The 20,805-nt window shown below is 66.3% G+C and carries 24 protein-coding genes; 13 read left to right on the forward strand and 11 right to left on the reverse strand.

What is annotated here, in order from left to right:
• The first annotated feature begins 50 nt into the window (after nucleotides 1–50).
• The 4 genes from ACSC1S_RS15970 to ACSC1S_RS15985 are packed head-to-tail and all read left to right on the forward strand — an operon-like array spanning nucleotide 51 to nucleotide 2,001.
• Nucleotides 51–320, forward strand: coding sequence for a glutaredoxin family protein (locus ACSC1S_RS15970; RefSeq protein WP_435319813.1), 270 nt, complete (start codon nucleotides 51–53; stop codon nucleotides 318–320).
• Complete coding sequence (locus ACSC1S_RS15975; RefSeq protein ID WP_435365157.1) at nucleotides 320–835, forward strand: redoxin domain-containing protein; 516 nt, start codon at nucleotides 320–322, stop codon at nucleotides 833–835. Before ACSC1S_RS15970 ends, ACSC1S_RS15975 begins: the two co-directional genes overlap by 1 nt.
• 54 nt (nucleotides 836–889) lie before the next feature.
• A complete protein-coding gene (locus ACSC1S_RS15980; RefSeq protein WP_435365158.1) occupies nucleotides 890–1,483 on the forward strand; it encodes an L-threonylcarbamoyladenylate synthase in 594 nt (197 codons plus the stop codon).
• 53 nt (nucleotides 1,484–1,536) lie between these two features.
• Complete coding sequence (locus tag ACSC1S_RS15985) at nucleotides 1,537–2,001, forward strand: GyrI-like domain-containing protein (RefSeq protein WP_435319816.1); 465 nt, start codon at nucleotides 1,537–1,539, stop codon at nucleotides 1,999–2,001.
• 47 nt (nucleotides 2,002–2,048) lie between these two features.
• Here ACSC1S_RS15985 and ACSC1S_RS15990 read toward each other — a convergent pair whose 3' ends face one another.
• Both ACSC1S_RS15990 and ACSC1S_RS15995 read right to left on the reverse strand, forming a co-directional pair.
• On the reverse strand, nucleotides 2,049–2,702 hold the full coding sequence (locus tag ACSC1S_RS15990; protein WP_435365159.1) for a CRISPR-associated protein Cas4: 654 nt from the start codon (nucleotides 2,700–2,702) through the stop codon (nucleotides 2,049–2,051).
• A 25-nt stretch (nucleotides 2,703–2,727) separates the two neighbouring features.
• Nucleotides 2,728–3,330: a transposase gene (locus ACSC1S_RS15995; protein WP_435365160.1), complete on the reverse strand. Its 603-nt coding sequence runs from the start codon at nucleotides 3,328–3,330 to the stop codon at nucleotides 2,728–2,730.
• A 250-nt stretch (nucleotides 3,331–3,580) separates the two neighbouring features.
• Between ACSC1S_RS15995 and ACSC1S_RS16000 the strand changes: the two genes are divergently transcribed.
• Nucleotides 3,581–5,731, forward strand: coding sequence for a heterodisulfide reductase-related iron-sulfur binding cluster (locus tag ACSC1S_RS16000; protein ID WP_435365161.1), 2,151 nt, complete (start codon nucleotides 3,581–3,583; stop codon nucleotides 5,729–5,731).
• Between the two features lie 36 nt (nucleotides 5,732–5,767).
• On the opposite strand, the gene ACSC1S_RS16005 is transcribed toward ACSC1S_RS16000, so the two are convergent.
• The 6 genes from ACSC1S_RS16005 to ACSC1S_RS16030 all read right to left on the reverse strand — a co-directional run bounded on the left by ACSC1S_RS16005 (nucleotide 5,768) and on the right by ACSC1S_RS16030 (nucleotide 8,758).
• Nucleotides 5,768–6,046: a hypothetical protein gene (locus ACSC1S_RS16005; protein ID WP_435365162.1), complete on the reverse strand. Its 279-nt coding sequence runs from the start codon at nucleotides 6,044–6,046 to the stop codon at nucleotides 5,768–5,770.
• Nucleotides 6,047–6,207: 161 nt separating this feature from the next.
• Nucleotides 6,208–6,408 carry a hypothetical protein gene (locus tag ACSC1S_RS16010; protein ID WP_435365163.1) on the reverse strand — a complete coding sequence of 67 codons (201 nt, stop codon included), beginning with the start codon at nucleotides 6,406–6,408 and terminating at the stop codon, nucleotides 6,208–6,210.
• A gap of 1 nt (nucleotide 6,409) precedes the next feature.
• A complete protein-coding gene (locus ACSC1S_RS16015; RefSeq protein ID WP_435365164.1) occupies nucleotides 6,410–6,685 on the reverse strand; it encodes a hypothetical protein in 276 nt (91 codons plus the stop codon).
• Between the two features lie 146 nt (nucleotides 6,686–6,831).
• Nucleotides 6,832–7,392: a GNAT family N-acetyltransferase gene (locus tag ACSC1S_RS16020; RefSeq protein ID WP_435365165.1), complete on the reverse strand. Its 561-nt coding sequence runs from the start codon at nucleotides 7,390–7,392 to the stop codon at nucleotides 6,832–6,834.
• A complete protein-coding gene (locus ACSC1S_RS16025; RefSeq protein WP_435365166.1) occupies nucleotides 7,393–7,989 on the reverse strand; it encodes a GNAT family N-acetyltransferase in 597 nt (198 codons plus the stop codon). It lies immediately after the preceding gene.
• Nucleotides 7,990–8,059: 70 nt separating this feature from the next.
• The gene (locus ACSC1S_RS16030) at nucleotides 8,060–8,758 is read right to left on the reverse strand and encodes a DedA family protein (RefSeq protein WP_435319824.1); all 699 of its coding nucleotides are present in this window, start codon (nucleotides 8,756–8,758) and stop codon (nucleotides 8,060–8,062) included.
• Nucleotides 8,759–8,848: 90 nt separating this feature from the next.
• Here ACSC1S_RS16030 and hemB point away from each other — a divergent pair, with 90 nt between their 5' ends.
• The 4 genes from hemB (at nucleotide 8,849) to ACSC1S_RS16050 (ending at nucleotide 14,101) form a co-directional block, all read left to right on the forward strand.
• Complete coding sequence (gene hemB / locus ACSC1S_RS16035) at nucleotides 8,849–9,829, forward strand: porphobilinogen synthase (protein ID WP_435365167.1); 981 nt, start codon at nucleotides 8,849–8,851, stop codon at nucleotides 9,827–9,829.
• A 429-nt stretch (nucleotides 9,830–10,258) separates the two neighbouring features.
• Complete coding sequence (locus ACSC1S_RS16040) at nucleotides 10,259–11,683, forward strand: ammonium transporter (protein WP_435365168.1); 1,425 nt, start codon at nucleotides 10,259–10,261, stop codon at nucleotides 11,681–11,683.
• Nucleotides 11,676–12,044 carry a nitrogen regulatory protein GlnK1 gene (gene glnK1, locus ACSC1S_RS16045; RefSeq protein ID WP_435319827.1) on the forward strand — a complete coding sequence of 123 codons (369 nt, stop codon included), beginning with the start codon at nucleotides 11,676–11,678 and terminating at the stop codon, nucleotides 12,042–12,044. The genes ACSC1S_RS16040 and glnK1 overlap by 8 nt, the downstream gene beginning before the upstream one ends.
• Before the next feature lie 386 nt (nucleotides 12,045–12,430).
• On the forward strand, nucleotides 12,431–14,101 hold the full coding sequence (locus tag ACSC1S_RS16050; protein ID WP_435365169.1) for an ammonium transporter: 1,671 nt from the start codon (nucleotides 12,431–12,433) through the stop codon (nucleotides 14,099–14,101).
• Nucleotides 14,102–14,127: 26 nt separating this feature from the next.
• Here ACSC1S_RS16050 and ACSC1S_RS16055 read toward each other — a convergent pair whose 3' ends face one another.
• Together ACSC1S_RS16055 and ACSC1S_RS16060 are read right to left on the reverse strand one after the other, a co-directional pair.
• The gene (locus ACSC1S_RS16055) at nucleotides 14,128–15,834 is read right to left on the reverse strand and encodes a hypothetical protein (protein WP_435365170.1); all 1,707 of its coding nucleotides are present in this window, start codon (nucleotides 15,832–15,834) and stop codon (nucleotides 14,128–14,130) included.
• Nucleotides 15,821–16,198: a hypothetical protein gene (locus tag ACSC1S_RS16060; RefSeq protein ID WP_435365171.1), complete on the reverse strand. Its 378-nt coding sequence runs from the start codon at nucleotides 16,196–16,198 to the stop codon at nucleotides 15,821–15,823. Before ACSC1S_RS16060 ends, ACSC1S_RS16055 begins: the two co-directional genes overlap by 14 nt.
• A 202-nt stretch (nucleotides 16,199–16,400) precedes the next feature.
• Between ACSC1S_RS16060 and ACSC1S_RS16065 the strand changes: the two genes are divergently transcribed.
• Nucleotides 16,401–16,979, forward strand: coding sequence for a TetR/AcrR family transcriptional regulator (locus ACSC1S_RS16065; protein ID WP_435319829.1), 579 nt, complete (start codon nucleotides 16,401–16,403; stop codon nucleotides 16,977–16,979).
• Between the two features lie 76 nt (nucleotides 16,980–17,055).
• Nucleotides 17,056–17,706, forward strand: coding sequence for a phosphoribosyltransferase (locus tag ACSC1S_RS16070; protein ID WP_435319830.1), 651 nt, complete (start codon nucleotides 17,056–17,058; stop codon nucleotides 17,704–17,706).
• Here ACSC1S_RS16070 and ACSC1S_RS16075 read toward each other — a convergent pair.
• Complete coding sequence (locus tag ACSC1S_RS16075; protein ID WP_435365172.1) at nucleotides 17,660–18,562, reverse strand: DMT family transporter; 903 nt, start codon at nucleotides 18,560–18,562, stop codon at nucleotides 17,660–17,662. The two genes, ACSC1S_RS16070 and ACSC1S_RS16075, sit on opposite strands and share 47 nt — an antisense overlap.
• Nucleotides 18,563–18,715: 153 nt before the next feature.
• On the opposite strand from ACSC1S_RS16075, the gene hemL reads away from it, so the two are divergent.
• Entirely contained in the window at nucleotides 18,716–20,056 is a 1,341-nt protein-coding gene (gene hemL, locus ACSC1S_RS16080) for a glutamate-1-semialdehyde 2,1-aminomutase (RefSeq protein WP_435365173.1), read from the forward strand.
• 49 nt (nucleotides 20,057–20,105) lie between these two features.
• A complete protein-coding gene (locus tag ACSC1S_RS16085; protein ID WP_435365174.1) occupies nucleotides 20,106–20,744 on the forward strand; it encodes a methyltransferase domain-containing protein in 639 nt (212 codons plus the stop codon).
• Nucleotides 20,745–20,805 lie beyond the last annotated feature (61 nt).

Raw genomic sequence — 20,805 nt, forward strand, 5'->3', positions numbered from 1 at the left:
CCCCTGCCGGGAACAACACCTTTTCCGACCTCGCCGGCGAAGACGGACGTATGTCAGAGCGCGACCCGGGCATCACCCTCTACCGGCTGCAGGCGTGCCCGTTCTGTGAACGAGTCGTCCGCGTGCTGGACGAGTACGGCCTCGACTACGAGTCCCGGTTCGTCGAACCGATGCACTCGGACCGCAACGTCGTCAAGCGAATCTCGGGTAAGCGGACGGTGCCCGCCATCGTCGACGAGAACACCGGCGTCACCATGTCCGAGAGCGCGAACATCGTGGAGTACCTTCACGGCGCCTACGGCGACGGGGGTGCGAACTGATGGAGCTCGACTTCGACGTGGTCGACCTCCCCGAGGCGGACCACGTGGCCGAGGGCGACGACGCGCCCGATTTCACCCGCCCACTGGTGAACGAGGAGTACTGGGCGGACGCCTCCCTCTCGGACCTCACCGAGGAGGGCCCGGTCCTGCTCGTCTTCTACACGATGGACGGTGCGTTCCCCGCGACGTACATCTGGAACGAGATTCGCGACCGCGAGTGGGGCGACCGCTTCGACGCGCAGGTCGTCGGCGTCTCCATCTCGGACCCGTACGCCCACAAGCAACTCATCGAGGAGCGCGGCATGGACTACGACCTGTTCTCCGACCCGGGCAACGGCGTCGGGAAAGCGTACGGCATCGAGAACCCGCTCGACGGGATGACCGGCATCTCGGAGCCCCGACCCGCGGTCTTCCTCGTCGACGCTGACCGGACCGTCGAGTACGCCTGGGTCGCCCAGCAGTGGCCCGACTTCCCCGACTACGACGCGGTCGAGGCGGCGCTCGAGGACCACTGACCGGTCCCGATACGCAACGTCACCGTTTTTTCGTACTGCCGCGAACGCGTTCCCATGACGGAGAACGACATCGACCGGGCGGGGCAGGCCATCCGCGACGGCGAGCTGGTGGTCTACCCGACCGAGACGGTGTACGGCCTCGGCGCGGACGCGCTCGACACCGACGCTGTCGAACGCGTGTTCGAGGCGAAGGGACGCAGCCGCGACAAGCCGGTCTCGCTTGGCGTCCCGAGCGTCGACGCGGCGCTGGAGCACGTCCACGCGAGCGACCGGGAGGAACGGTTCATGCGCGAGTTCATGCCGGGACCAGTGACCGTGCTCTGCGAACGTCGCGGGCACGTCCCCGACGTGTTGACCGCCGGGCGCGAACGCGTGGGCATCCGGGTTCCCGACCACGAGCTGGCGCTCGCGCTCTACCGCGCCGCCGAGACCCCGGTGACGGCGACCAGCGCGAACGTGAGTGGCACGCCCAGCGTCACCGACCCGGCCGACCTCGACCCCGCGTTCCTCGAACAGGTCGCGGTCACCCTCGACGGCGGCGTGACCGCAGGCACCGAGAGCACCGTCGTGAACGTCTCGACGGGCGATATCCTCCGGCCCGGCGCGCTGGGTGAGCGCATCGAAACCTGGCTGGCCGAGGACGCCTGACCCGTCGGCCGCATCAAGCAACGCCCAAGGCAACCGGGACCCTGGGTCCTCGTATGGACGACATCGACGGTCCACGAATCGAGCACCACGACAGCTTCACCGTCGTCGGCCTCTCGACGCGTGCGACCTCGGAGACCGACCTCGGTGCGCACTGGGTCGACTTCGACGCCCGACACGACACGTATACCGGCCTCACAGACACTCAGGAAGCCTTCGGCGTCCTGTTCGACTTCGACGTCGACACCGACTCCTTCACCTACATCGCTGGGGTCGAACCGTCGGCCAGCGCGACCGTCCCGGCAGACGTCGAACGGGTCGACGTGCCCGGTGGGACGTTCGCAGTGTTCACCACCCGAATCGACGAGGTCGGTGACGTGATGGACTACATCTACGACGAGTGGTTCCCGACCAGCGAGTTCGAGCGCAGCGACCGCCCCGTGTTCGAGCACTACGGGCCGGAGTTCGACCCCGCCAACCCCGCGGCGACGCTCGAGGTGTACGTGCCGGTCGAGGAGTAAGCACCCGCACGAGTCCGGGTGGCCCCCGGTGACGCCGATGCGGTGCCTTACAGCCCCAGCAGCGACCGCAGACTCCGTGTCTTCACGCCGCACTCGCTGGCGTACTCGCAGGACTCGCACTTCGGGCTGTCGCGGAGTCGCGGCGGCGGCCCGTCGATGGCCTCGAGGGTTCGCTTCGCTCGCTGGAACGCGGCTTTCCGACCGCCGGTCATGCGGACCGCCCTGACGACACCCACTTTCGGATACTCGACGAACGCCCTCGCGACCGGTTGCTCTCCCTCCCACGCGAGCGCCTTCGCTGCCGCGACCGCCCAGACCGCGTGTGGCTCCCAGACGCCGTTCTTCGGTGGCGTTCCGGGCGAGACCAGCGACGGTTCGGGTGGGCCCTGGAGTACCTTGTGCGCGATGCCGCGACACGCCTTGCCCGATAGGAACGCGTCCCGCTCGGCCGGGTCACAGAGCGCGTCGAAGCGGTCGGTGTGCTCGCGGGTGCGGCGAAGCTGGTCGCGGTAGCGGGCGGGCGGCAGGTCGATAGGTAATCCCCGGAGTTCGGCGTCGCTCGCGTCCAGTAGTTCGGGATACCGGAACGCGAGGGCCCGAACCTCGGTCACCTCGTCGGGTGGCTCTCTGTCCCCCTGTCTGGTGTAGTAGAGCTTGCGTGGACAGTAGGTCGCGAGGCGGAGGTCGCTGAAGGCGAACACGCCACGTCTGGCCGCGGCTTCGTATTTAAAACGAGACGTTGGACTCGGGTTCGGCGTCCTCCGTGGCGTCCTTCAGCCCCGTCTCCCTGACCTGCTCGGTGAGGTGGCCGCTGATGTCCGCGTCACTGAGGATGGCCGCGAACTCGTCGCGGTACCGGTCGTTGGCGGCCCGGGACTGGTCTCTGGCCGCGACGGCGTCGCGGTACCGCCGGAGTGTCGATTCGCTCACGCCGACGTCCTCGGCCACCTCGGCCAGCGGTTCCCCGCCTTCGAGGCGCTCGCGGAGCGTCGTCAGGTCGAAGGGGGCGTCGAGGTCTCCCTCTCGGAGGAGGTGGAGGTCCAGCCGCGCCCGGAACGCGGTGTGCCTGGACACGTCGAGTTCGTCGGCGAGTTCGGTGTCGTTCGCGCCCTCGTGGAACCGGCGGACGAGCCGGCACAGCTCGCCGTCGTCGAGGTCCGTCCGGAACTCGTAGCGCTCGCGCAGCTGCCCGACGACCGCTTCGAGGCGTTCCGCCACGTCGCCGCGGTCGGTGAGCGACCCCCGCGAGGTCTCCTGTTTCTCGGTGACCGTCTCCCCGTCGGCCACGTCCATGAAGATGTCTCGGAGTTCCTCGGTCTTCTCGTCCATCGTGGAGCAGAAGGTAGGCGAGTTTCAGTATAAAAGACTGCGGTGACGGGCCGGGGCGCGCGCCCGAACCGGCCGCTCGTCTCAAAAAGCCGACTCGAACCGGGCAACCCCCGCCCCGGCTAGCGATTCCAACTGGTGGGCCGCCCGACGGATAAATTAGAAACTCGTTCGCGATTCCCGCAAGACGGGAGCGGGTTGATTGGAACGGTCGGTGACAAGATTTAAGCCCCGTACGACCGGGTGATAGACTATGACAGTTCCGCTCGCATCGGGCCAGACGCGGGAGACGTTCTGGCAGATCAGCCACGTCGAGGAGGTCGTCTTCTACTTCTTCGCGTTCGCGGCTGTGCTGGCGTTCGGCTGGGGTGTCTACCAGCGTTTCGCCCGGTACACGAAGGGTGCCGAGGACTGGTTCGACCGGACCGACCAGCTCGGCAAACGTATCGCCGAGGCGGCGAAGATCGTCGCCTCGAACGAGAAGCAGTTCAACCGCGACCTCTACGGCGGGTTGATGCACACGTTCATCATGTGGGGCTTTCTCACCCTGCTCATCGGGACGACCATCATCGGCATCGACATCGACCTGTGGCAGAAGGCGCTCGGCAACGAGCCGTTCCTCTCCGGGGCGTTCTACCTCTCGTACTCGCTGGTGATGGACGCCATGGGCCTGCTGTTCGTCGTGGGCATCGGCATGGCCATCTACCGCCGCTACTGGGTCCGTAACCACCGGCTCTGGGGCAAGCACACCTCCGCCGAGGACGACCTGTTCGTCTGGACGCTGTTCCTGCTCGGCGTCGGCGGCTACATGGTCGAGGGGCTGCGTATCCTCGGCCGCGGCGGCGGCAGCGAGTCCTTCCCGAGCTTCGAGCTCGTCAGCTTCGTCGGCTGGTTCACCGCCCGGGTGTTCCAGGCCATCGGCATCTCGCCCGACCTCGCCGCGGACATCTACCCCGCGATGTGGTGGAGTCACGCTTTGCTCGCGTTCGGCTTCATCGCGCTCATCCCGTACGCGAAGCCGTTCCACATGATATCCAGCTTCGCGAACGTGGTCGCCCGCGACGAGAAGGCCGGCAAGCGCCTGCCCTCCGTTCCCGCTGCCCTGGACGCCGAGACCGGCGCTGACAGCATCGACCACTTCTCCTGGAAGGAGATTCTCGACCAGGACGCCTGTACCAAGTGTGGTCGCTGTTCCTCGGTTTGCCCGGCGAAGGCCTCCGGCCGGAATCTCGACCCCCGCGACGTGATTCTCGACCTGAAGCAGTACCGGGAGAACCTCGACGCGGGCGGCGAGGAGAAGACCATCGTCGCCGACGGTGGCTCCTCGGTCATCCAGGCCGAGACGATGGAGTCCTGCATGTCCTGCATGGCCTGCATGGACGCCTGCCCGGTCGAGATAGAGCACCTCAAGAGCTTCACCCGGATGAACCGCCAGCTCACCGACATGGGCGAGATTCAGGGCCCGCTCCAGGACGTCTTCCAGAACGTCATGCAGAAGGGCAACACCTTCGGCGACCCCAACCGCAAGCGCGGCGACTGGACCGAGAAGGTCGACGTGGACGTGCCCGACGCCCGCGAGGAGGAGGTCGAGTACCTCTGGTACGTCGGCGACTACCCGAGCTTCGACGAGCGCAACAAGAAGGTCGCCCGGTCGCTCGCGACCATCCTCGACGCCGCCGACGTGAGCTTCGGTATCCTGTTCGACGACGAGAAGTACGACGGCAACGACATCCGCCGCGTCGGCGAGGAGTTCCTCTACATCGAACTCGCCGGCCACCACGTCGAGTCCTTCGAGGACTGCGACTTCGAGAAGATCATCTGTACCGACCCGCACTCGTACAACACGTTCAAGAACGAGTACCCGGAGGTCGACTTCGAGGAGTTCGCCGACGACCCGATGATGCCCTTCGAGATCGAGGGCTTCTGGAACGAGGACGGCGACATCGACGTGCTCCACTGGACGCAGGCCGTCGAGGAACTCGTCCCGCAACTCGGCCTTTCGGGTACGGAACTCGACTACACCGTCACCTACCACGACCCGTGCCACCTCGGCCGCTACAACGACGAGTACGAGGCCCCGCGCGAACTCGTGAAAGCGACGGGCTGTGACCTCCACGAGATGCCGCGCAACCGCGCCAACTCCTTCTGCTGTGGCGGCGGTGGCGGTGGCCTCTGGATGGAACTCGAGGAGGAGACCAAGCCCAGCGAGGAGCGCCTCCGCGAGGCACTCGAAGACACCGAGGCCGGTGCCGAAATCGAGAAGTTCGTCGTCGCCTGCCCGATGTGCATGACGATGTACGAGGACGGCCGCAAGACCGGTGGTTTCGAGGAGGACCTCGAGATCGTCGACGTGGCCGAGCTGGTGGTCGAGGCCATCGGCGAGAAAGAGACAGCCGGGTTGTAAGCAGTCGAATTTTTGGATTTTTCTGTTCTGGTCGTGTTACGCCGACCGATAGCGAAGATAGTACGCGGCACCCGCGATGACCGGCAGAAGCACCGCGCCGACGTAGAAACCAGCTGGCGCGCCGTCGGTCGCAGTCGCGTGCTTGTGGATGAAGAACGCCAGTAACCCGCCGTGGACGACGTTCACCAGCGCGATGTCGAGGAGGAGGTTCGAGCCGAAGACGACCGCACCAGTGGTCGCGAAGGAGTAGACGACGAGTGTGAGCACGATACCGCGAAGCGAGTTCGTCGCGATGTCCGCGTTCTCGGCCTGCATGGTGCTGTTATTCCTACGACAACCCACCGAGTAATAAATCGGCTGGCACGAACCGCACCCGGCGTTCACTGTCGCTAGGGGTGCAGTCACACGTCGAAAAACGAACGAACCGAACCACCGACTCCGGCGAGCCAGGAAACGAACTCACCGGGGCCGGACTGTCAAAATCTATCTTTCAGGTACAACACGGTCGCGACGGCGGTTCCCACACCGAGAACCGTCGCGACCGGGAGTCCCAGCAACATCGTGGTGCGCGTCCCACTGGCGACCACGACGAGAAGCCCGAAGACGAAGACACCAGCCAGGAGCCCGACCGTCAGTATCGAGACGGGTCGAGCACTGGCCCGCGTCCGCGTGGCCATCTCAGGCCGTGATTTCTTCCGCTTCGTCTTCCAGTTCGATTTCGGCGGACTCGTCGTCGCTGCCGGTGAACTTGCGGGCTGCCGCGGCGGCCACCGAGAGGCCAACGACGAGCGCGAGGAACTTCACCGCGCGTCCTGCACCCGAGGAGCCGGTCGAGACGTCCGATTCCATCTCGGCTTCGCGCTCGACTTCCACCGGAATCTCGACGCCCTCGCCGCCGCCGATCTTCGCGCCATCCATCCGGATCTCGAACAATGTGAGCTTCTCGAATACCATACACCTCAATACGCCGATAAAGTATATAGTCGTTGTGCGACACGTGCTATCTCTGGCGAGGAGAGTACGAGACGTAGGTTCTCGGCGATATATCAGTTCATCCCCTTCGTCCGAAAGGGGAACGACCCCTCAGCAGAAGAACACAGTCAGGAGTCCTGGTTCTGCCAGCTATCGAAGCCGTCCCACTCGTCTTCGAGCAGGCCGAAGTAACGCATCCCGACGTGCTCGCCATCGAGGAACTCGGACTCGCGCAACGTCCCCTCGTGGGTGAACCAGAGATTTTCCCAGATGCGAGCCGAGGCGTCGTTCGTCGTCAGCACGCGCGCGAGCACGCGGTGGAGTCGACGCTGCTGGAAGGCGTGGTCGACGACCAGGGCGGCTGCCTCGGTGCCGTAGCCGTTGCCCTGGTAGTCAGGAGCGACCCAGATGCCGATCTCGGCCTTCCCGCGGCGGTCGTCGACGTCGAACAGGATGATCATGCCCGCGGGCTCGTCCTCATCTACGCAGATGAGGAGGTTCACGCTCCCGTCGTCGGAGATGTTCTCCTCGAAGTGGCTCTCGGTCGCGGTCATCGGGGCGGGACCGGCCATCGTCATCCCCAGGCGGACCTCGCGGATGTTTATCGTCTCGTTGATGAACGCGAGGTCCTCTTCCTCGACCGTCCGGAGGGTCACGTCGTCGCCAGCGAGGTACAGCGCACCCGGCATCTACTGCTCCTCGCGCCACTCGTGTTCGAGGATGCTGTAGAGGTGGGTGTCGACGTGCTCGCCGTCGACGAACTTCGCGTCGCGCATGACCCCCTCCTCGGTGAAGCCGAGGGATTCGAGTAGGGCCCGCGAGCCGTCGTTCCAGGTGAGGGTTCGGGCGCGCACCCGGTGGATGCGAAGCTGGCCGAAGGCGTGGTCGAGCACGAGCGAGACGGTCTCCGACATGTAGCCCTCGCCGTGGGCCGGGGGCGTCAGCCAGTAGGCAATCTCGAAGTCGCCCGCGGTCTCGTCGCGCGGCCAGCTGAACAGCGCGCCGATCGGCTCGACGGGCGTCTCGCCGTCCTCGCCCTCGTCGACGTACTCCTCGTTGTACCCGGTCCGGTCGCCCTCGACGCAGATGAGCAGCGAGAAGCCGGGGCCGTCGTCGTCGCCGTCCGGGATGTGCTCGCGCTGCTGTTCGAGGTTGTTCGGCCCGGTCATCGTCATCGGCCGACGGATTCGCGGGTCGTTGGTGTGGTCGCGGAGGAACGCGGCGTCGTCCGCCTCGACCGTTCGGAGTGTCACGGTCTCGCCGTGCAGGAACGGGGAACCAGGCATGGATACGTGTGCGAAACCGACCACAAAAGACTTTCTGGGGCAGTGAGACGACCTGCCACGGTGGTGCGGTCTACAGGAAGCCGAGTTCGAGCACGCCCATCGTCACCAGCGCGAGGATGATCTCGAACGAGAGGGTCCCGAGCGCCGAGAGCAGGATGAACTGGTGGTCGTCCATCTCGGAGAGGCCCGCCGGCACCGTGAGCATCCCGCGGGTGAACAGGAGCGTGTTGCTCACGGGCACCGCGAGCAGGCCCCACTTGCCGAACCAGCGCTCGAAGCGCCCGAGCTGGTCGTCACTGATGCGGAACCAGGGGCGTTCGAGCAGGCGCTCGCGGCCCCAGCGCTTGGCCAGCAGGAACAGCACGTACTGGCCGATTGTCGCGCCGGCGACCGCGGTCCCGATGATGAGCGCGTACACGGGCAGGGTGTTCGGCGCGATGTCGGTCTCGATTGCGAGGCCGATGGCGACCGGGACGAGCGACTCACTGGGCGCGAAGTAGAGCAACATCGCCCCTTCGAGGATGAAGATGGCGAATAGTGCGGCGAGCCAGTAGCGTTCGAGCAACACCTCGAAGAAGGCGGCGTCGCGGTTCAGGAACAGCCAGACGCCGACGACCGCGAAGAAGCCAAAGAGCACGAACACGCCGTAGTCGAGTGCGATACGACGGGTGGAGTCGCGGACGTCCTCGGAGAACACGGAGGCCACGCCGAGGGGGAGCAGTGCCGCGAGCACGACGAGGGGGAGGGGCAAGGTTGCGGCGACCGTCATCGTTCCACAGGTCCGGTTCGTCGGGCATAGGTGTTCTGTTCGGACGTGGCGAGCGACGGGACTTTGGGCCGACCCGTCGAAGCCCCCAGTATGAACCTGTCCGACAGACCACGTCGCCTGCGCGGCGACGGCGTCCGCGGGCTCGTCAGCGAGACCGCTCTCGCCCCGAGTGACCTCATCGCGCCCGTCTTCGTCGACGCGACGACCGATTCGAGGGTACCCATCCAGTCGATGCCCGGCCACGAGCGCGTCCCCATCGACGAGGCCGTCGCCCGCGTCGAAGAGGTGCTGGAGACGGGCGTCGAGGCCGTCATGCTGTTCGGTATCCCCGAGGAGAAGGACGAGCGCGGCTCGCGCGCCTGGGCCGCCAGCGGGGTCGTCCAGGAGGCGACCCGGCGCATCACCGAGCAGACCGACGCCTACGTCATCACGGACGTCTGTCTCTGTGAGTACACCGAGCACGGCCACTGCGGTGTCCTCGAAGAGCACGCCCAGGCGGAGCCCGACCTCACCGTCGACAACGACGAGACGCTCCCCCTGCTGGGGAACATCGCGGTCTCGCACGCCCGCGCGGGAGCGGACATGGTGGCCCCCTCGGGCATGATGGACGGGATGGTCGCAGCGATCCGCGAGGCGCTCGACGAGGACGGCCACGAGAACGTCCCCATCATGAGCTACGCGGCGAAGTTCGAGTCTGCCTTCTACGGCCCGTTCCGCGACGCCGCTGACGGCGCGCCCGCCTTCGGCAACCGCCGGCACTACCAGATGGACCCCGCGAACCGCCGCGAGGCGATGCGGGAGGTCCAGCTCGACGTCGAGCAGGGCGCGGACGTGCTGATGGTCAAGCCGGCCCTGCCGTACCTTGACATCGTGGCGGACGTGCGCCGCGAGTTCGACCACCCCGTCGCCGCCTACAACGTCTCCGGCGAGTACGCCATGCTTCACGCCGCCGCCGAGAAGGGCTGGCTCGACCTCGACGCGGTCGCCCACGAGTCGCTGCTCTCCATCAAGCGCGCCGGCGCGGACCTCATCCTGACGTACTTCGCCGAGGACATCGCCGACCAGCTGTAGGGTCGACACGCACCGTGGAAGCGCACAGTGCACACCGGGTAGCGGCAACCCGCGCAGTTCACCCGTGCGTGCAAGATTTGCCGTCGGGAAAATCGCAGTAAGGCGACGACCCGGTCGTGCGCGACCGTCTCGCATGGGACGGACCATCAGGATTCTACATTGTGGACATCCGTCCGGGAATCGTGTGGACAGGCACCCACTTTCTGGACACTAAACAACCTTATATTGACTTCATTCGATTTTAATTTGGACATACGGACATTAGGTCGGAGAATTGTGGACACTCGTCAACGACAACTACTAAATAGTAATCTCTCTACGCCATCGACCGGAGAAAACAGTCACAAACATGGTCGAAATAGATGAAAACGTGGACGGTTGTATGGGTGAATTGGGTATCGGTTGCGGATTCGGTGGGGTGAACTGCTGATGTTGCCGCTACAGGCGGATATGGCGGCCATCGCGAACAGCATCAACTACGTGTGGATTCTCGTGGTGTCGTTCCTCATCTTCTTCATGCAGCCGGGCTTCGCCCTGCTGGAGGCGGGGCAGGTCCGCGCGAAGAACGTCGGCAACGTCCTGATGAAGAACATGACCGACTGGGCGCTGGGCGTCCTGGTGTACTTCCTCGTCGGGGCGGGCGTCGCCGGCATCGTCGGCGCGCTCACCTCGGGCAGTGCGCTCGACGTGATGGGGGCATTCTCGTACATCGGTGAACCCGGCGCGACCGGGTGGCTCGGCTGGCTCTTCGGGGCGGTGTTCGCCATGACGGCGGCCACCATCGTCTCCGGGGCAGTCGCGGAACGCATGGACTTCCGTGCGTACGTGGTGTTCGCCGCGGTCATCACGGGTATCATCTACCCGGTCGTCCAGGGGCTGACCTGGTCCGGCGGTCTGCTCGCCGGCTCGGGCTACCTCGGCAGCGCACTCGGCGTCGGCTACCTCGACTTCGCCGGCGCGACGGTCGTCCACATGGTGGGCGGCATCGCCGGTCTCGTCGCCGCGAAGATGGTCGGCCCGCGCAAGGGTCGCTTCGACGAGAACGGTAACAGCCAGCCCATCCCGGGTCACTCGATGCTGCTCGCCGTGCTCGGCACGCTCATCCTCGCGTTCGGCTGGTACGGCTTCAACGTCGGCACGCAGGCGACGGTCCTGTCGGTCGCCGATGACGGCTCGGTTGCCTTCATGGGCGCTGCACTCGGCCGTGTCGCACTCGTCACCACGCTCGGTATGGGTGCCGGCGCGGTGGCCGCGATGATCGTCTCGACGCAGTGGCAGGGCAAGCCCGACCCGCTCTGGATGGCGAACGGCCTGCTCGCCGGTCTCGTGGCGGTCACGGGCGCGGTCCCGCACGTCACCTGGTGGGGTGGCCTCATCCTCGGTGCACTCGGCGGCGCAATCGTGCTCCCCGCGTACCGCTGGACGGTCGACTCGCTGAAGATCGACGACGTGTGTGGCGTCTTCGCGGTCCACGGTGCGGCCGGTGCGCTGGGGACGGTCCTCATCCCGGTGTTCGGCGCGTCCAGCTCGGGCGCGGCCATCCTGGGTGACGGCTACGCCTTCATGGGTGTGACCCAGCTCGTCATGCAGGTCCTCGGCGTCGCAATCATCGCGCTGTGGACGGTCGCGGCGACCGCGGTCACGTTCAAGGTGCTCGACGCGGTGTTCGGACTCCGCGTCTCCGAAGAGGAGGAGCTCGCCGGCCTCGACGCTGGCGAACACGGCATCTCGACGTACCCCGAGTTCGTCGGCGACACCGGTCCCGAGTCCTCCCGCGCCACGCTGACCACGGACGGCGGTGTCCGCACGGACGGTGGCGCTGTCGCGGAATCCGGAGGTGAGACCGATGACTGATGCCGAGTCCATCGACACCGACATCAAGATGGTCGTCGCTATCATCCGGCCCGACCGCCTGACCGACGTCAAGCGGGCGCTGGCCGAGACCGGCGCGCCGTCACTGACCGTGACGGACGTCTCCGGCCGTGGCTCCCAGCCCGCCAAGAAGAGTCAGTGGCGTGGCGAGGAGTACGTCATCGACCTCCACCAGAAGGTCAAAGTCGAGTGCGTCGTGGCCGACATCCCGGCCGAGGACGTGGTCGACGCCATCTCGGAGGCCGCACACACTGGTGAGAAGGGTGACGGCAAGATATTCGTCCTTCCCGTCGAGGGTGCCTACCAGGTCCGCACCGGGAAGGAGGGGGTGGAAGCAGTCTAGGCGACGACTGGCAGCAGGTGCCGCCCTCCCTGTGCCACTTTGATTCCGACGTCGGTCCCTTTACTTCGCAGGCAACGCACCGCGGCCAGCGCGCGACATGGTGTTCGGCTCCGGTGCACCCCTCCATTCTGACACGACAAACGTAGTGTTCTGTGGCAACATTTGTCCAGACAGTGGTAACAATACAACCTTAAACAACCCTTATTCGATTATAATTTGGACGCACGAATTATTACGGACGATAAATTAGACACTTGCAGTGCTTAGCTTTATGTAGTAATGCCTCGTGAGCGTTTAACCGAAGTGAGCATGACGAAATTCACGAAACACAGCCACTCGGTGAACGAACGTCCAGCAAGTATTGACTCGATGCCGGAGGTGGGCGCATGGTACTGACCCCCCTCCAGACCGACGTCGCCACCCTCGCCGAAGGTATCAACCTCATGTGGGTGCTCGTCGTCACCTTCCTCATCTTCTTCATGCACGCCGGCTTCGCCATGCTGGAGGCCGGCCAGGTGCGCTCGAAGAACGTCGCCAACCAGCTGACAAAGAACATGCTAACCTGGAGCGTCGGCGTGATGTTGTACTTCGCACTGGGTGCGGGTGTCTCGACGCTCGTCGGACAGCTAACCGGTCCCGACCCGATGAACGTCGGCGGGGCGTTCAGCTACATCAACGGCGGCTCCGGTGCCTGGGTCAGCTGGCTGTTCGGCGCGGTGTTCGCCATGACGGCAGCGACCATCGTCTCCGGTGCGGTCGCCGGACGCGCGAAGCTCCGCGCCTACGTCGGGTACACCATCCTCCTCGCGGGCGTCATCTACCCCGTCGTGGTCGGGTTCACGTGGGGTGGCGGCATCCTCGCGGAACTCGGCTTCCACGACTTCGCGGGCGGCATGATCGTCCACGGGATGGGCGGCGTCGCCGGCCTCACCGCCGCGTGGGTCCTCGGCCCGCGCATCGACCGCTACAACGCCGACGGCAGCACGAACGTCATTCCGGGACACTCCCTGACGTTCGCCGTCCTCGGCACGCTCATCCTCGCGTTCGGCTGGTACGGCTTCAACGTCGGGACCGCCGCGACCGTGTTCTCGGGGGCCGAGGCCGAGTCGGGCACCCTCGCCCTCGGTGCGTTCGATTACGTCGGGCGCGTCGCGCTCGTCACCACCCTCGGGATGACTTCGGGGGCCATCGGTGCGGCCGCCATCTCGCTCTACAAGACGCAGAAGGTCGACACGCTCTACGTCGCGAACGGCCTGCTCGCCGGCCTCGTTGGCATCACCGGCATCGCCGACGCCATCGTCTGGCCCGGTGCCATCGCCGTCGGCCTCCTGGCCGGGGCACAGCTCCCCATCGTCTTCGAGTTCGTCGAGAAGCGCCTCAAGATAGACGACGTGTGTGCGGTCTTCCCGGTCCACGGTTCGGCCGGTATCCTCGGCGCGCTCGCGTTCCCGCTGGTCGCGATTCCCGGTGCGGAAGCGAGCTTCGTCGCCCAGATCGCGGGCGTCGTGCTCATCGTCGGCTGGACCGTCCTCGCGACGGCCCTCGTCTTCGGCGGTGCGAAGGCAATCGGGCAGGCTCGCGTCTCGGAAGCACACGAGCGTGAGGGGCTCGACGTCAGCGAACACGGCGTCGACACCTACCCCGAGTTCGGCCAGCCCGACGTCGTGACCGACGGCGGCCTCGACGTCTACCGCACCGACGGCGGCCACCCCAACGCCATCAAGATGATCGTCGCATACATCCGCCCGGACAAACTCGGTGACGTCAAGAAGTCGCTGGCGGCCGCCGGCGCGCCGTCGCTGACCGTGACGAACGTCTCCGGCCGCGGCTCCCAGCCCGCGAAGAAGGGCCAGTGGCGCGGCGAGGAGTACGTCGTCGACCTCCACCAGAAGGTCAAAGTCGAGACCGTCGTCGCCGACATCCCGGCCGACGACGTGGTCGACGCCATCGCGGACGCGGCCCACACCGGCGAGAAGGGTGACGGGAAGATCTTCGTCACCCCGGTCGACGACGCCTACCAGGTCCGCACCGGCAACCGCGGCCCGGACGCGGTCTGAGGACCAGTCGCGGCACAGAACACCACTTATCTCTCTTCTTCCGTCCGGTTCCAGCCGCCGATAGCTGCGGCCTCGGTTTCTAGTGGGTCGACCGGATCGGCTTCGCCGGGGCGCTCGTCGTCGAACAGGCCCTGCCGACAGGGCTCGACGAACGGGGCGACCCGCTCGGGCACGGCGTCGTGGCCGTTCTCGTAGAGCGCCACCAGCGCCCGCACGGCCCGCCGACGCTGGCGCGCCATCGAGTACCCCTCAGCAGTGTACTCCGCGGTCGCCACGAGGTCGTCGACGACGTCCGCCGGGACACCCTGCCACTGGCCCGCGGTCGCTTCGAGCATGGGCACGAACTCGGTACTGACCGGGGGATTACGGTGCGCGGCCGCCAGCGCCTCGGGGAAGGTTTCGGCGACCAGGTCGGGACAGACCAGCGAAAGCTGGTAGGTCGCCCGCAGGAGCGTCCGGTCGCCCAGGTCCCCGGTCAAGACGGCGGGGACCCCTTCGACCGCCGCTCTGGAGCGTTTCGCTACCTCGGCGACCAGGTGCTCATCGAACCGGGAAAATCCGGACAATTCACCCTCGAGCACCTGCTGATAGCCAGCCTGCAACTGCTCGGCCACGAACGAGGGGTGCTCGTCTGCCAGCGCGACCAGCGGGTCGGTTTCGTCGAAGTCGACCGTGTCGACCAGCCCCGTGAGCGTCTGCAGGACAGGGTGAGCGTCGAAGTCACCCGCTGTCACGAGCCGTGCAATCGCCTCGACCGTGTACTGGCTCTGGTAGGTGCAGTGGTGTGGCCGACCCGTTCGTTCACCACCGATCTTCAGCCGGAGTTCCCGGGCGAGGGTGTCTGCCGTCGAGGGAGAGACAAGCGCCACATCGACCGCCAGCGGCATCGACCGTTCCGTCAGCGGATAGACGCTCTGTTCGAGTGCACCGACAACGTCGGGAGCGATGGTTTCGAGGTCGATGGCTCCACACTCTCTCAGGTCGCATAGCAACTCCGTGGCGGCCCATCGGACCTGCTGCGATGGGTCTGTGAGCAGGCGGGTGATGGCGTCGATTCGGTCGGCGACGAGCCGCCCGTCGTAGGCTGCGTACTCGCTGAGCGCCCGCAGTGCCGCGTACCGCGGCGTGGTCGCGTCACGGTCCGGTGCCAGGGCGTCGAGGTCGTCGTCGAAGCTGTCGACCAGACTGTCGACAGCTGCTGCCGTGTCGGGGTGCGCCTCCAGTACCTCCACCGCGTTCGAGGCGACGTAGTTGGCGACGCGTTTGCGAACGATGGGCGCGGGGTCGTGCAGTCGCGCGATGAGCTGACGGGCCAGCCACGCCCGCGACTTCGAACTGAACGACTCGTCGTCGAGCGCGCTGGCGACCAGCCGCCCGGTTATCCCGCTGGAGACCGCGACCTGTCGGACGTGGCGATGCTCGTCGTCGATACAGTCGAGGAGTCGACCCGCGAGCGCGGCCCGGTCGATGCTGGCATCGAGTTCCTGATTCTCCTCGAAGACGCTCCCAGTGACGAGAGAGGAGAGCAAGACGACCGTGCTGGCTCGGACCCCTTCGTCGTCGTGTGCCAGCAACGACGCCAGCGTCTCGACGTGCTCGGCAGACGGAACCTCGGCCCACCCCGGCGGGTCACTGACCAGCGATGCATGCAGGTCCGCGACAATCTGGGCAGCCTCGTCCTGGCCGGCGGTCTCGAGTCGGTCCCACAACGGGGCGTCGTCAGATTCCGCCATCGACACCGTAGCGTGCTGTGTAGTAGTCGAAATGTGACTCTACGAACCAGCGCGAGACGCTTTCGAGTTCGTCGACCGGGTCACCCAGTCCCTCGTCCCCAACTTCATAATACCGGCTCACGGTCTCTCCCATGCCGCCCTCGAACGACTCGACGATGACCACCCGGTCGAGGTGTTCGCTGACAGCAGAGAGGGCTGGCTCGACCGCTGTCGTCGCCACGCCGTCGTCGTAGAATACGACGCGGGACTCCTCACGCTGTCCCCGCACCTGCCCGGGATTCGCCCCGGTGACTGCCTCCAGCACGGCTGCCGGGTCGCCGGTGTCCGATACCTCCGCGACGACCCATCCCTGATGTTCTGCCATATCGACTCGTAGAGTTCGGGATGGTAAATTTCATCTGGGGGATGGGTCCTGAACTGTTCCCGAGGTCAGGAGAGCAAGGCCGTCACAGTGACCCCGGGCTGCCGGCTTCCCCCTCTTTGCTCTTACGGCCAGAGAACCGCTAGGACCACTCGAATCGGCCAGTGCGTTTTTTATGATATGCCTCGCCTGTACTACCGAGACAATGGCAGGGGGGCCGAAGCCAATCGTCGAGAGTGCCATCATGGAGGCCACGCGCGAGGCGCTGGCCGAGGAGGGGTACCACGAGCTCTCGTTCGAGTCGGTCGCAGCGGGCTGTGAACACGACCGGAGTACACTCGACCGCTACTACGACGACACCACTCACCTGGTGGCCGCGTTCCTGGAGTACGAGAGCGACCGGTTCACGGAGTTCGTCATGGTCGCACCCGAGCAGCCACACCTGCGCCTGCGGGTTCTGCTGGAGACGCTCGTCGGCCTCGACGCGCTCGACGCCGACGGCCTGCTCGAACCCTACCTCGAACTGTACGTCCACGCGCTGCGCGACGAGCGCATCCGGGCGAGCCTCGACAGCCTCCAGTCGGTGATGTACGATTCACTGGTCGAGACCATCGAACGCGGCGTCGACGACGGGACGTTCGATCCGGTCGACCCCGACCTGGCCGCCTCGGCCATCTTCTCGGTCCACGAGGCGGCGCTCCGCAGGGAGGCGCTTGGTCACGACTCCGCGCGCCTCCGGGACGCGCTGGACCAGTTCGTGCTCTGTCAGCTTCGGCCCGCATAACACCGGTCGGGTCCTGATACCGTGGGAATACGAGAGCGAAGACGAATGTAGCTCGGTGTGGTATCTGTTCACACAGATGTTCCGCAACAGGAGAGACGCGGCCGAGCAACTGGTACAGGTCATCGACGACCACGACCTCGAGGACAAGGTCGACCTCGTGGTCGCCGTCCCGCGTGGCGGCGTGCCCATCGGACGCATCGTCGCCGACGAGCTGGGGGTCCCACTCGACATCGTCGCGGCGAAGAAGCTGGGCGCGCCCGGGAACTCCGAGCTGGCCATCGGGGCGGTGGCAGCGGACGGGAGCCTGTGGCGAAACGAGCCACTCATCGGTCGGCTCGGCGTGCCCGAGACGTACGTCGACGAGGAACGCGAGCGCGTCGCCGAACTGGCTCGCGAGAAGGCAGAGCACTACCGGGTCGACGGGGCCGAGACCGTCGCCGGCAAGCACGTCATGGTCGTCGACGACGGCGTCGCCACGGGGGCGACCATGTTCGCCTGCGTCGAATCGCTCGAGAACGCAGACGCCGCGTCGGTGACCGTCGCCGTCCCGGTCGGCCCACCGAACACCGTCGAACAGCTCCGTCGGGTCGCGGACGACGTGGTCGTGGTCTCGTCCCCACCACACTTCGCCGCCGTCGGGCAGTTCTACGACCACTTCGAGCAGGTCTCGGACGACGAGGCTATCGCGATGCTCCACGGAGAGCGCCGCGGAGCGCCGGGCGCTTGACCAGCGCGAACCCCACGCAGATGACGAGGAAGCCCACGACGGTCCCCGCGGAGACGACCTCGTCCAGCCAGTACCAGCCGACGACCGTCGCGAACACGGGGGCGACGTAGCCGACGAGGTTTATCTCGACCGGCCCGAGTCGGTCGAGCAGGCCGAAGTACAGCAGGTAGCCGGCGACACCGGCGGCGAGGACGAGATAGCCGAAGGCGATGGCGATGCGGGGGGTGACCGTGATGGTCTGGGGTTCGCCGGCGAGGACGCTGGCCACGTGGAGGAGCGGTCCGCCGACGAGCATCATCCAGCCCTGGCGAGCAGCCACACCGAGCGCAGGAGACTCGCGACGGAGGCCCACTGCGGCGAGCGCGAACGCCGCCGCGGACGCGAGGAGGAGCCCGACACCGAGCGGGTCTGGGGCGTCGACTGCCATCGGGCCGGGGACGGCGAGGATAGCGGTGCCGATGAGGCCGAGGCAGACACCGGCGACGCGAGACGGCGTGGGCCGGGCGGTGTCGAGGAACGCGGCGGCGAAGCCGACGCTCCAGATGGGGACGGTCGCGAGCACGACCGCGCCGACCGCACCCGAGACGCGGGCCTGGCCCACGAAGAGCAAGCCGTTGTGGACCGCGACGATGCCGATGCCGCCGACGAGGATGCTCCGGGCGTCTGCGGAACCCGGCACGATGCGCTGCCCGCGAACGAGCGCGTACGCGAGGACGACGATGCCGATGGCGTCGAACCGGAGCGCCGCCATCAGCAGCGGGTCGACACCTGCCTTCGCGGCGCGGATCGCCGGATACGACGCGCCCCACAGCGCGGCGAGCGCGACGAAGCCGAACAGGTTCTCGTGACGCGTCACGATTCGACCGAGGAGAGGCCTCGAAATATCACTTGTGTGGTGGCAACGCTCAACATGATTGCCGATGGCGGGGCTAGCCACCCCGATTCTCACAGCCCGAGACCGACGCGCCAGTGGGTCAACCCTTTTAGGACCGACTCCGAACGCCATGCCATGCACGAGGAGAACTCGCGGAACCTGTACGACCGGGCGCTCTCTGTCATGCCCGGTGGCGTCAACTCTGCCGTCCGTGCCGCCATCGAGCCGTACCCCTTCTTCGTCGAGCGCGGTGACGGCGGCCACGTCATCGACGCGGACGGGAATCGCTACATCGACTGGGTGCAGGGTCTCGGCCCGCTCCTGCTCGGTCACGACCTGCCCCAGCCGGTCCAGTCCGCGGTCCAGAAGCACGCCAGCAACGGCCCGATGTTCGGCGCGCCCGCCGAAATCGAGGTCGAACACGCCGAGTTCGTCACCCGGCACGTCCCGAGCGTCGAGATGATTCGCTTCGTGAACTCCGGGACCGAGGCGACCGTCTCCGCGGTCCGCCTCGCCCGCGCCTACACCGGTCGCGACAAGATCGTCGTGATGCAGGGCAGCTACCACGGCGCGAACGACTCGACCCTCGTGGAGGGCGAGGGCGGCGACCTCCACCCTTCCAGTCCCGGCATCCCGGACTCCTTCGCCGAGCACACCATCGCGGTGCCGTTCAACGACCACGAGGCCGCCCACCACGTCTTCGAGAAGCACGGCGACGACATCGCCGGCGTGCTCGTCGAACCCGTCCTCGCGAACTACGGCATCGTCTCCCCGACCGACGAGTACCACGAGACCCTCGAAGAACTGTGTGAGGACAACGACGCCCTGCTCATCTTCGACGAGGTCATCACGGGCTTCCGCGTCGGTGGCCTCCAGTGCGCCCAGGGCAAGTTCGACATCGACCCCGACATCACCACGTTCGGGAAGATCATCGGCGGCGGCTTCCCAGTCGGCGCCATCGGTGGCAAAAGCGAGATCATCCGGAACTTCACGCCCTCGGGCGACGTGTTCCAGGCCGGCACCTTCTCGGGCCACCCCGTGACGATGGCCGCCGGGCTGGAGACCCTGAAGTTCGCCGCCGAGAACGACGTGTACGACCACGTCAACTCCCTCGGTGAGAAGTTGCGGCGCGGCCTCACCGAGATATGTGCCGACTACGCCCCCGAGTACACCGTCGTCGGGACCGACTCGATGTTCAAGGTCATCTTCACCCGCGAGGGCCCGGGGGACCTCGAGGGCCAGTGCGAGGCCGGCTGCCAGCAGCGCCCCGGCTGCCCACGCTTCGAGTACTGCCCGAAAGACGGCGGCGACGTGGCCGCAGCCGAGACCGACCGCTGGCGGCGGCTGTTCTGGCCCAAGATGAAAGAACAGGGCGTCTTCCTCAGCCAGAACCAGTTCGAGTCCCAGTTCGTCTCCTACGGGCACACCGAGGAGGACGTCGAGGAGACGCTGGAGGCGTACAAGGAAGCGTTGTAGCGCACCGCGAACACGCCTTCTTTCTCCCTCCACTCCCAACTCCCACCAGATGCCAGACGACCCGGTCCTCTCCGAGGCCGAGCGCGCAAAGCTCGATTCGAGCCCCGACGATTCGTTCTACGACCAGCCGCGCTTCGTCCACCACGTCGACGACGGCTTCAGGGACCGGCTCACGGACCTCTATTCGGACCACCTCGACGACGGCGACGAGGTTCTGGACGCGATGTCGAGCTGGGTGTCGCACCTGCCCGACGAACTCGAATTCGAGCGCGTGGTCGGGCACGGCCTGAACGAGGCCGAACTGGCCGAGAATCCTCGACTGGACGAGTACGTGGTCCAGAATCTGAACCAGGACCAGGCCCTTCCGTTCGCAGCCGACAGCTTCGACGCGGTGCTGTGTGCCGTCTCGGTGCAGTACCTGCAGTACCCGGAACCCGTCTTCCGGGAGTTCGCGCGGGTGCTCCGGCCGGGTGGGGTCCTCGTCGTCTCCTTCTCCAATCGAACGTTCTGGCAGAAGGCCATCCGGGCGTGGCGCGAGGGGTCGATGGACGAGCGTTCGGACCTCGTGGGACGCTACTGCGAGGCGGCCGGGTTCGAGGTGGTCGAGACGGTTCGTGAGTCGAGACAGTCCGTCCTGCCCGGGATGGGTGGCGACCCGTTCTACGCGGTCGTGGCACGCCGAACCTGATTTGATATAGTGCCATAGAATTCATCGGCTGAAACACCCGGAATGAGGCATCGACCGTGAG

This window comes from Haloarchaeobius pelagicus, from assembly GCF_051207375.1.
Taxonomy (GTDB): domain Archaea; phylum Halobacteriota; class Halobacteria; order Halobacteriales; family Natrialbaceae; genus Haloarchaeobius.

What these genes read in the sequence shown, in the direction of transcription:
- ACSC1S_RS15970 (WP_435319813.1), top strand. Translation starts at nt 51, where the DNA reads ATGTCAGAGCGCGACCCGGGCATCACCCTCTACCGGCTGCAGGCGTGC.
- ACSC1S_RS15975 (WP_435365157.1), top strand. Translation starts at nt 320, where the DNA reads ATGGAGCTCGACTTCGACGTGGTCGACCTCCCCGAGGCGGACCACGTG.
- ACSC1S_RS15980 (WP_435365158.1), top strand. Translation starts at nt 890, where the DNA reads ATGACGGAGAACGACATCGACCGGGCGGGGCAGGCCATCCGCGACGGC.
- ACSC1S_RS15985 (WP_435319816.1), top strand. Translation starts at nt 1,537, where the DNA reads ATGGACGACATCGACGGTCCACGAATCGAGCACCACGACAGCTTCACC.
- ACSC1S_RS15995 (WP_435365160.1), bottom strand. Translation starts at nt 3,330, where the DNA reads ATGGACGAGAAGACCGAGGAACTCCGAGACATCTTCATGGACGTGGCC.
- ACSC1S_RS16000 (WP_435365161.1), top strand. Translation starts at nt 3,581, where the DNA reads ATGACAGTTCCGCTCGCATCGGGCCAGACGCGGGAGACGTTCTGGCAG.
- ACSC1S_RS16005 (WP_435365162.1), bottom strand. Translation starts at nt 6,046, where the DNA reads ATGCAGGCCGAGAACGCGGACATCGCGACGAACTCGCTTCGCGGTATC.
- ACSC1S_RS16010 (WP_435365163.1), bottom strand. Translation starts at nt 6,408, where the DNA reads ATGGCCACGCGGACGCGGGCCAGTGCTCGACCCGTCTCGATACTGACG.
- ACSC1S_RS16015 (WP_435365164.1), bottom strand. Translation starts at nt 6,685, where the DNA reads ATGGTATTCGAGAAGCTCACATTGTTCGAGATCCGGATGGATGGCGCG.
- ACSC1S_RS16020 (WP_435365165.1), bottom strand. Translation starts at nt 7,392, where the DNA reads ATGCCGGGTGCGCTGTACCTCGCTGGCGACGACGTGACCCTCCGGACG.
- ACSC1S_RS16025 (WP_435365166.1), bottom strand. Translation starts at nt 7,989, where the DNA reads ATGCCTGGTTCCCCGTTCCTGCACGGCGAGACCGTGACACTCCGAACG.
- ACSC1S_RS16030 (WP_435319824.1), bottom strand. Translation starts at nt 8,758, where the DNA reads ATGACGGTCGCCGCAACCTTGCCCCTCCCCCTCGTCGTGCTCGCGGCA.
- hemB (WP_435365167.1), top strand. Translation starts at nt 8,849, where the DNA reads ATGAACCTGTCCGACAGACCACGTCGCCTGCGCGGCGACGGCGTCCGC.
- ACSC1S_RS16040 (WP_435365168.1), top strand. Translation starts at nt 10,259, where the DNA reads ATGTTGCCGCTACAGGCGGATATGGCGGCCATCGCGAACAGCATCAAC.
- glnK1 (WP_435319827.1), top strand. Translation starts at nt 11,676, where the DNA reads ATGACTGATGCCGAGTCCATCGACACCGACATCAAGATGGTCGTCGCT.
- ACSC1S_RS16050 (WP_435365169.1), top strand. Translation starts at nt 12,431, where the DNA reads ATGGTACTGACCCCCCTCCAGACCGACGTCGCCACCCTCGCCGAAGGT.
- ACSC1S_RS16055 (WP_435365170.1), bottom strand. Translation starts at nt 15,834, where the DNA reads ATGGCGGAATCTGACGACGCCCCGTTGTGGGACCGACTCGAGACCGCC.
- ACSC1S_RS16060 (WP_435365171.1), bottom strand. Translation starts at nt 16,198, where the DNA reads ATGGCAGAACATCAGGGATGGGTCGTCGCGGAGGTATCGGACACCGGC.
- ACSC1S_RS16065 (WP_435319829.1), top strand. Translation starts at nt 16,401, where the DNA reads ATGGCAGGGGGGCCGAAGCCAATCGTCGAGAGTGCCATCATGGAGGCC.
- ACSC1S_RS16070 (WP_435319830.1), top strand. Translation starts at nt 17,056, where the DNA reads ATGTTCCGCAACAGGAGAGACGCGGCCGAGCAACTGGTACAGGTCATC.
- hemL (WP_435365173.1), top strand. Translation starts at nt 18,716, where the DNA reads ATGCACGAGGAGAACTCGCGGAACCTGTACGACCGGGCGCTCTCTGTC.
- ACSC1S_RS16085 (WP_435365174.1), top strand. Translation starts at nt 20,106, where the DNA reads ATGCCAGACGACCCGGTCCTCTCCGAGGCCGAGCGCGCAAAGCTCGAT.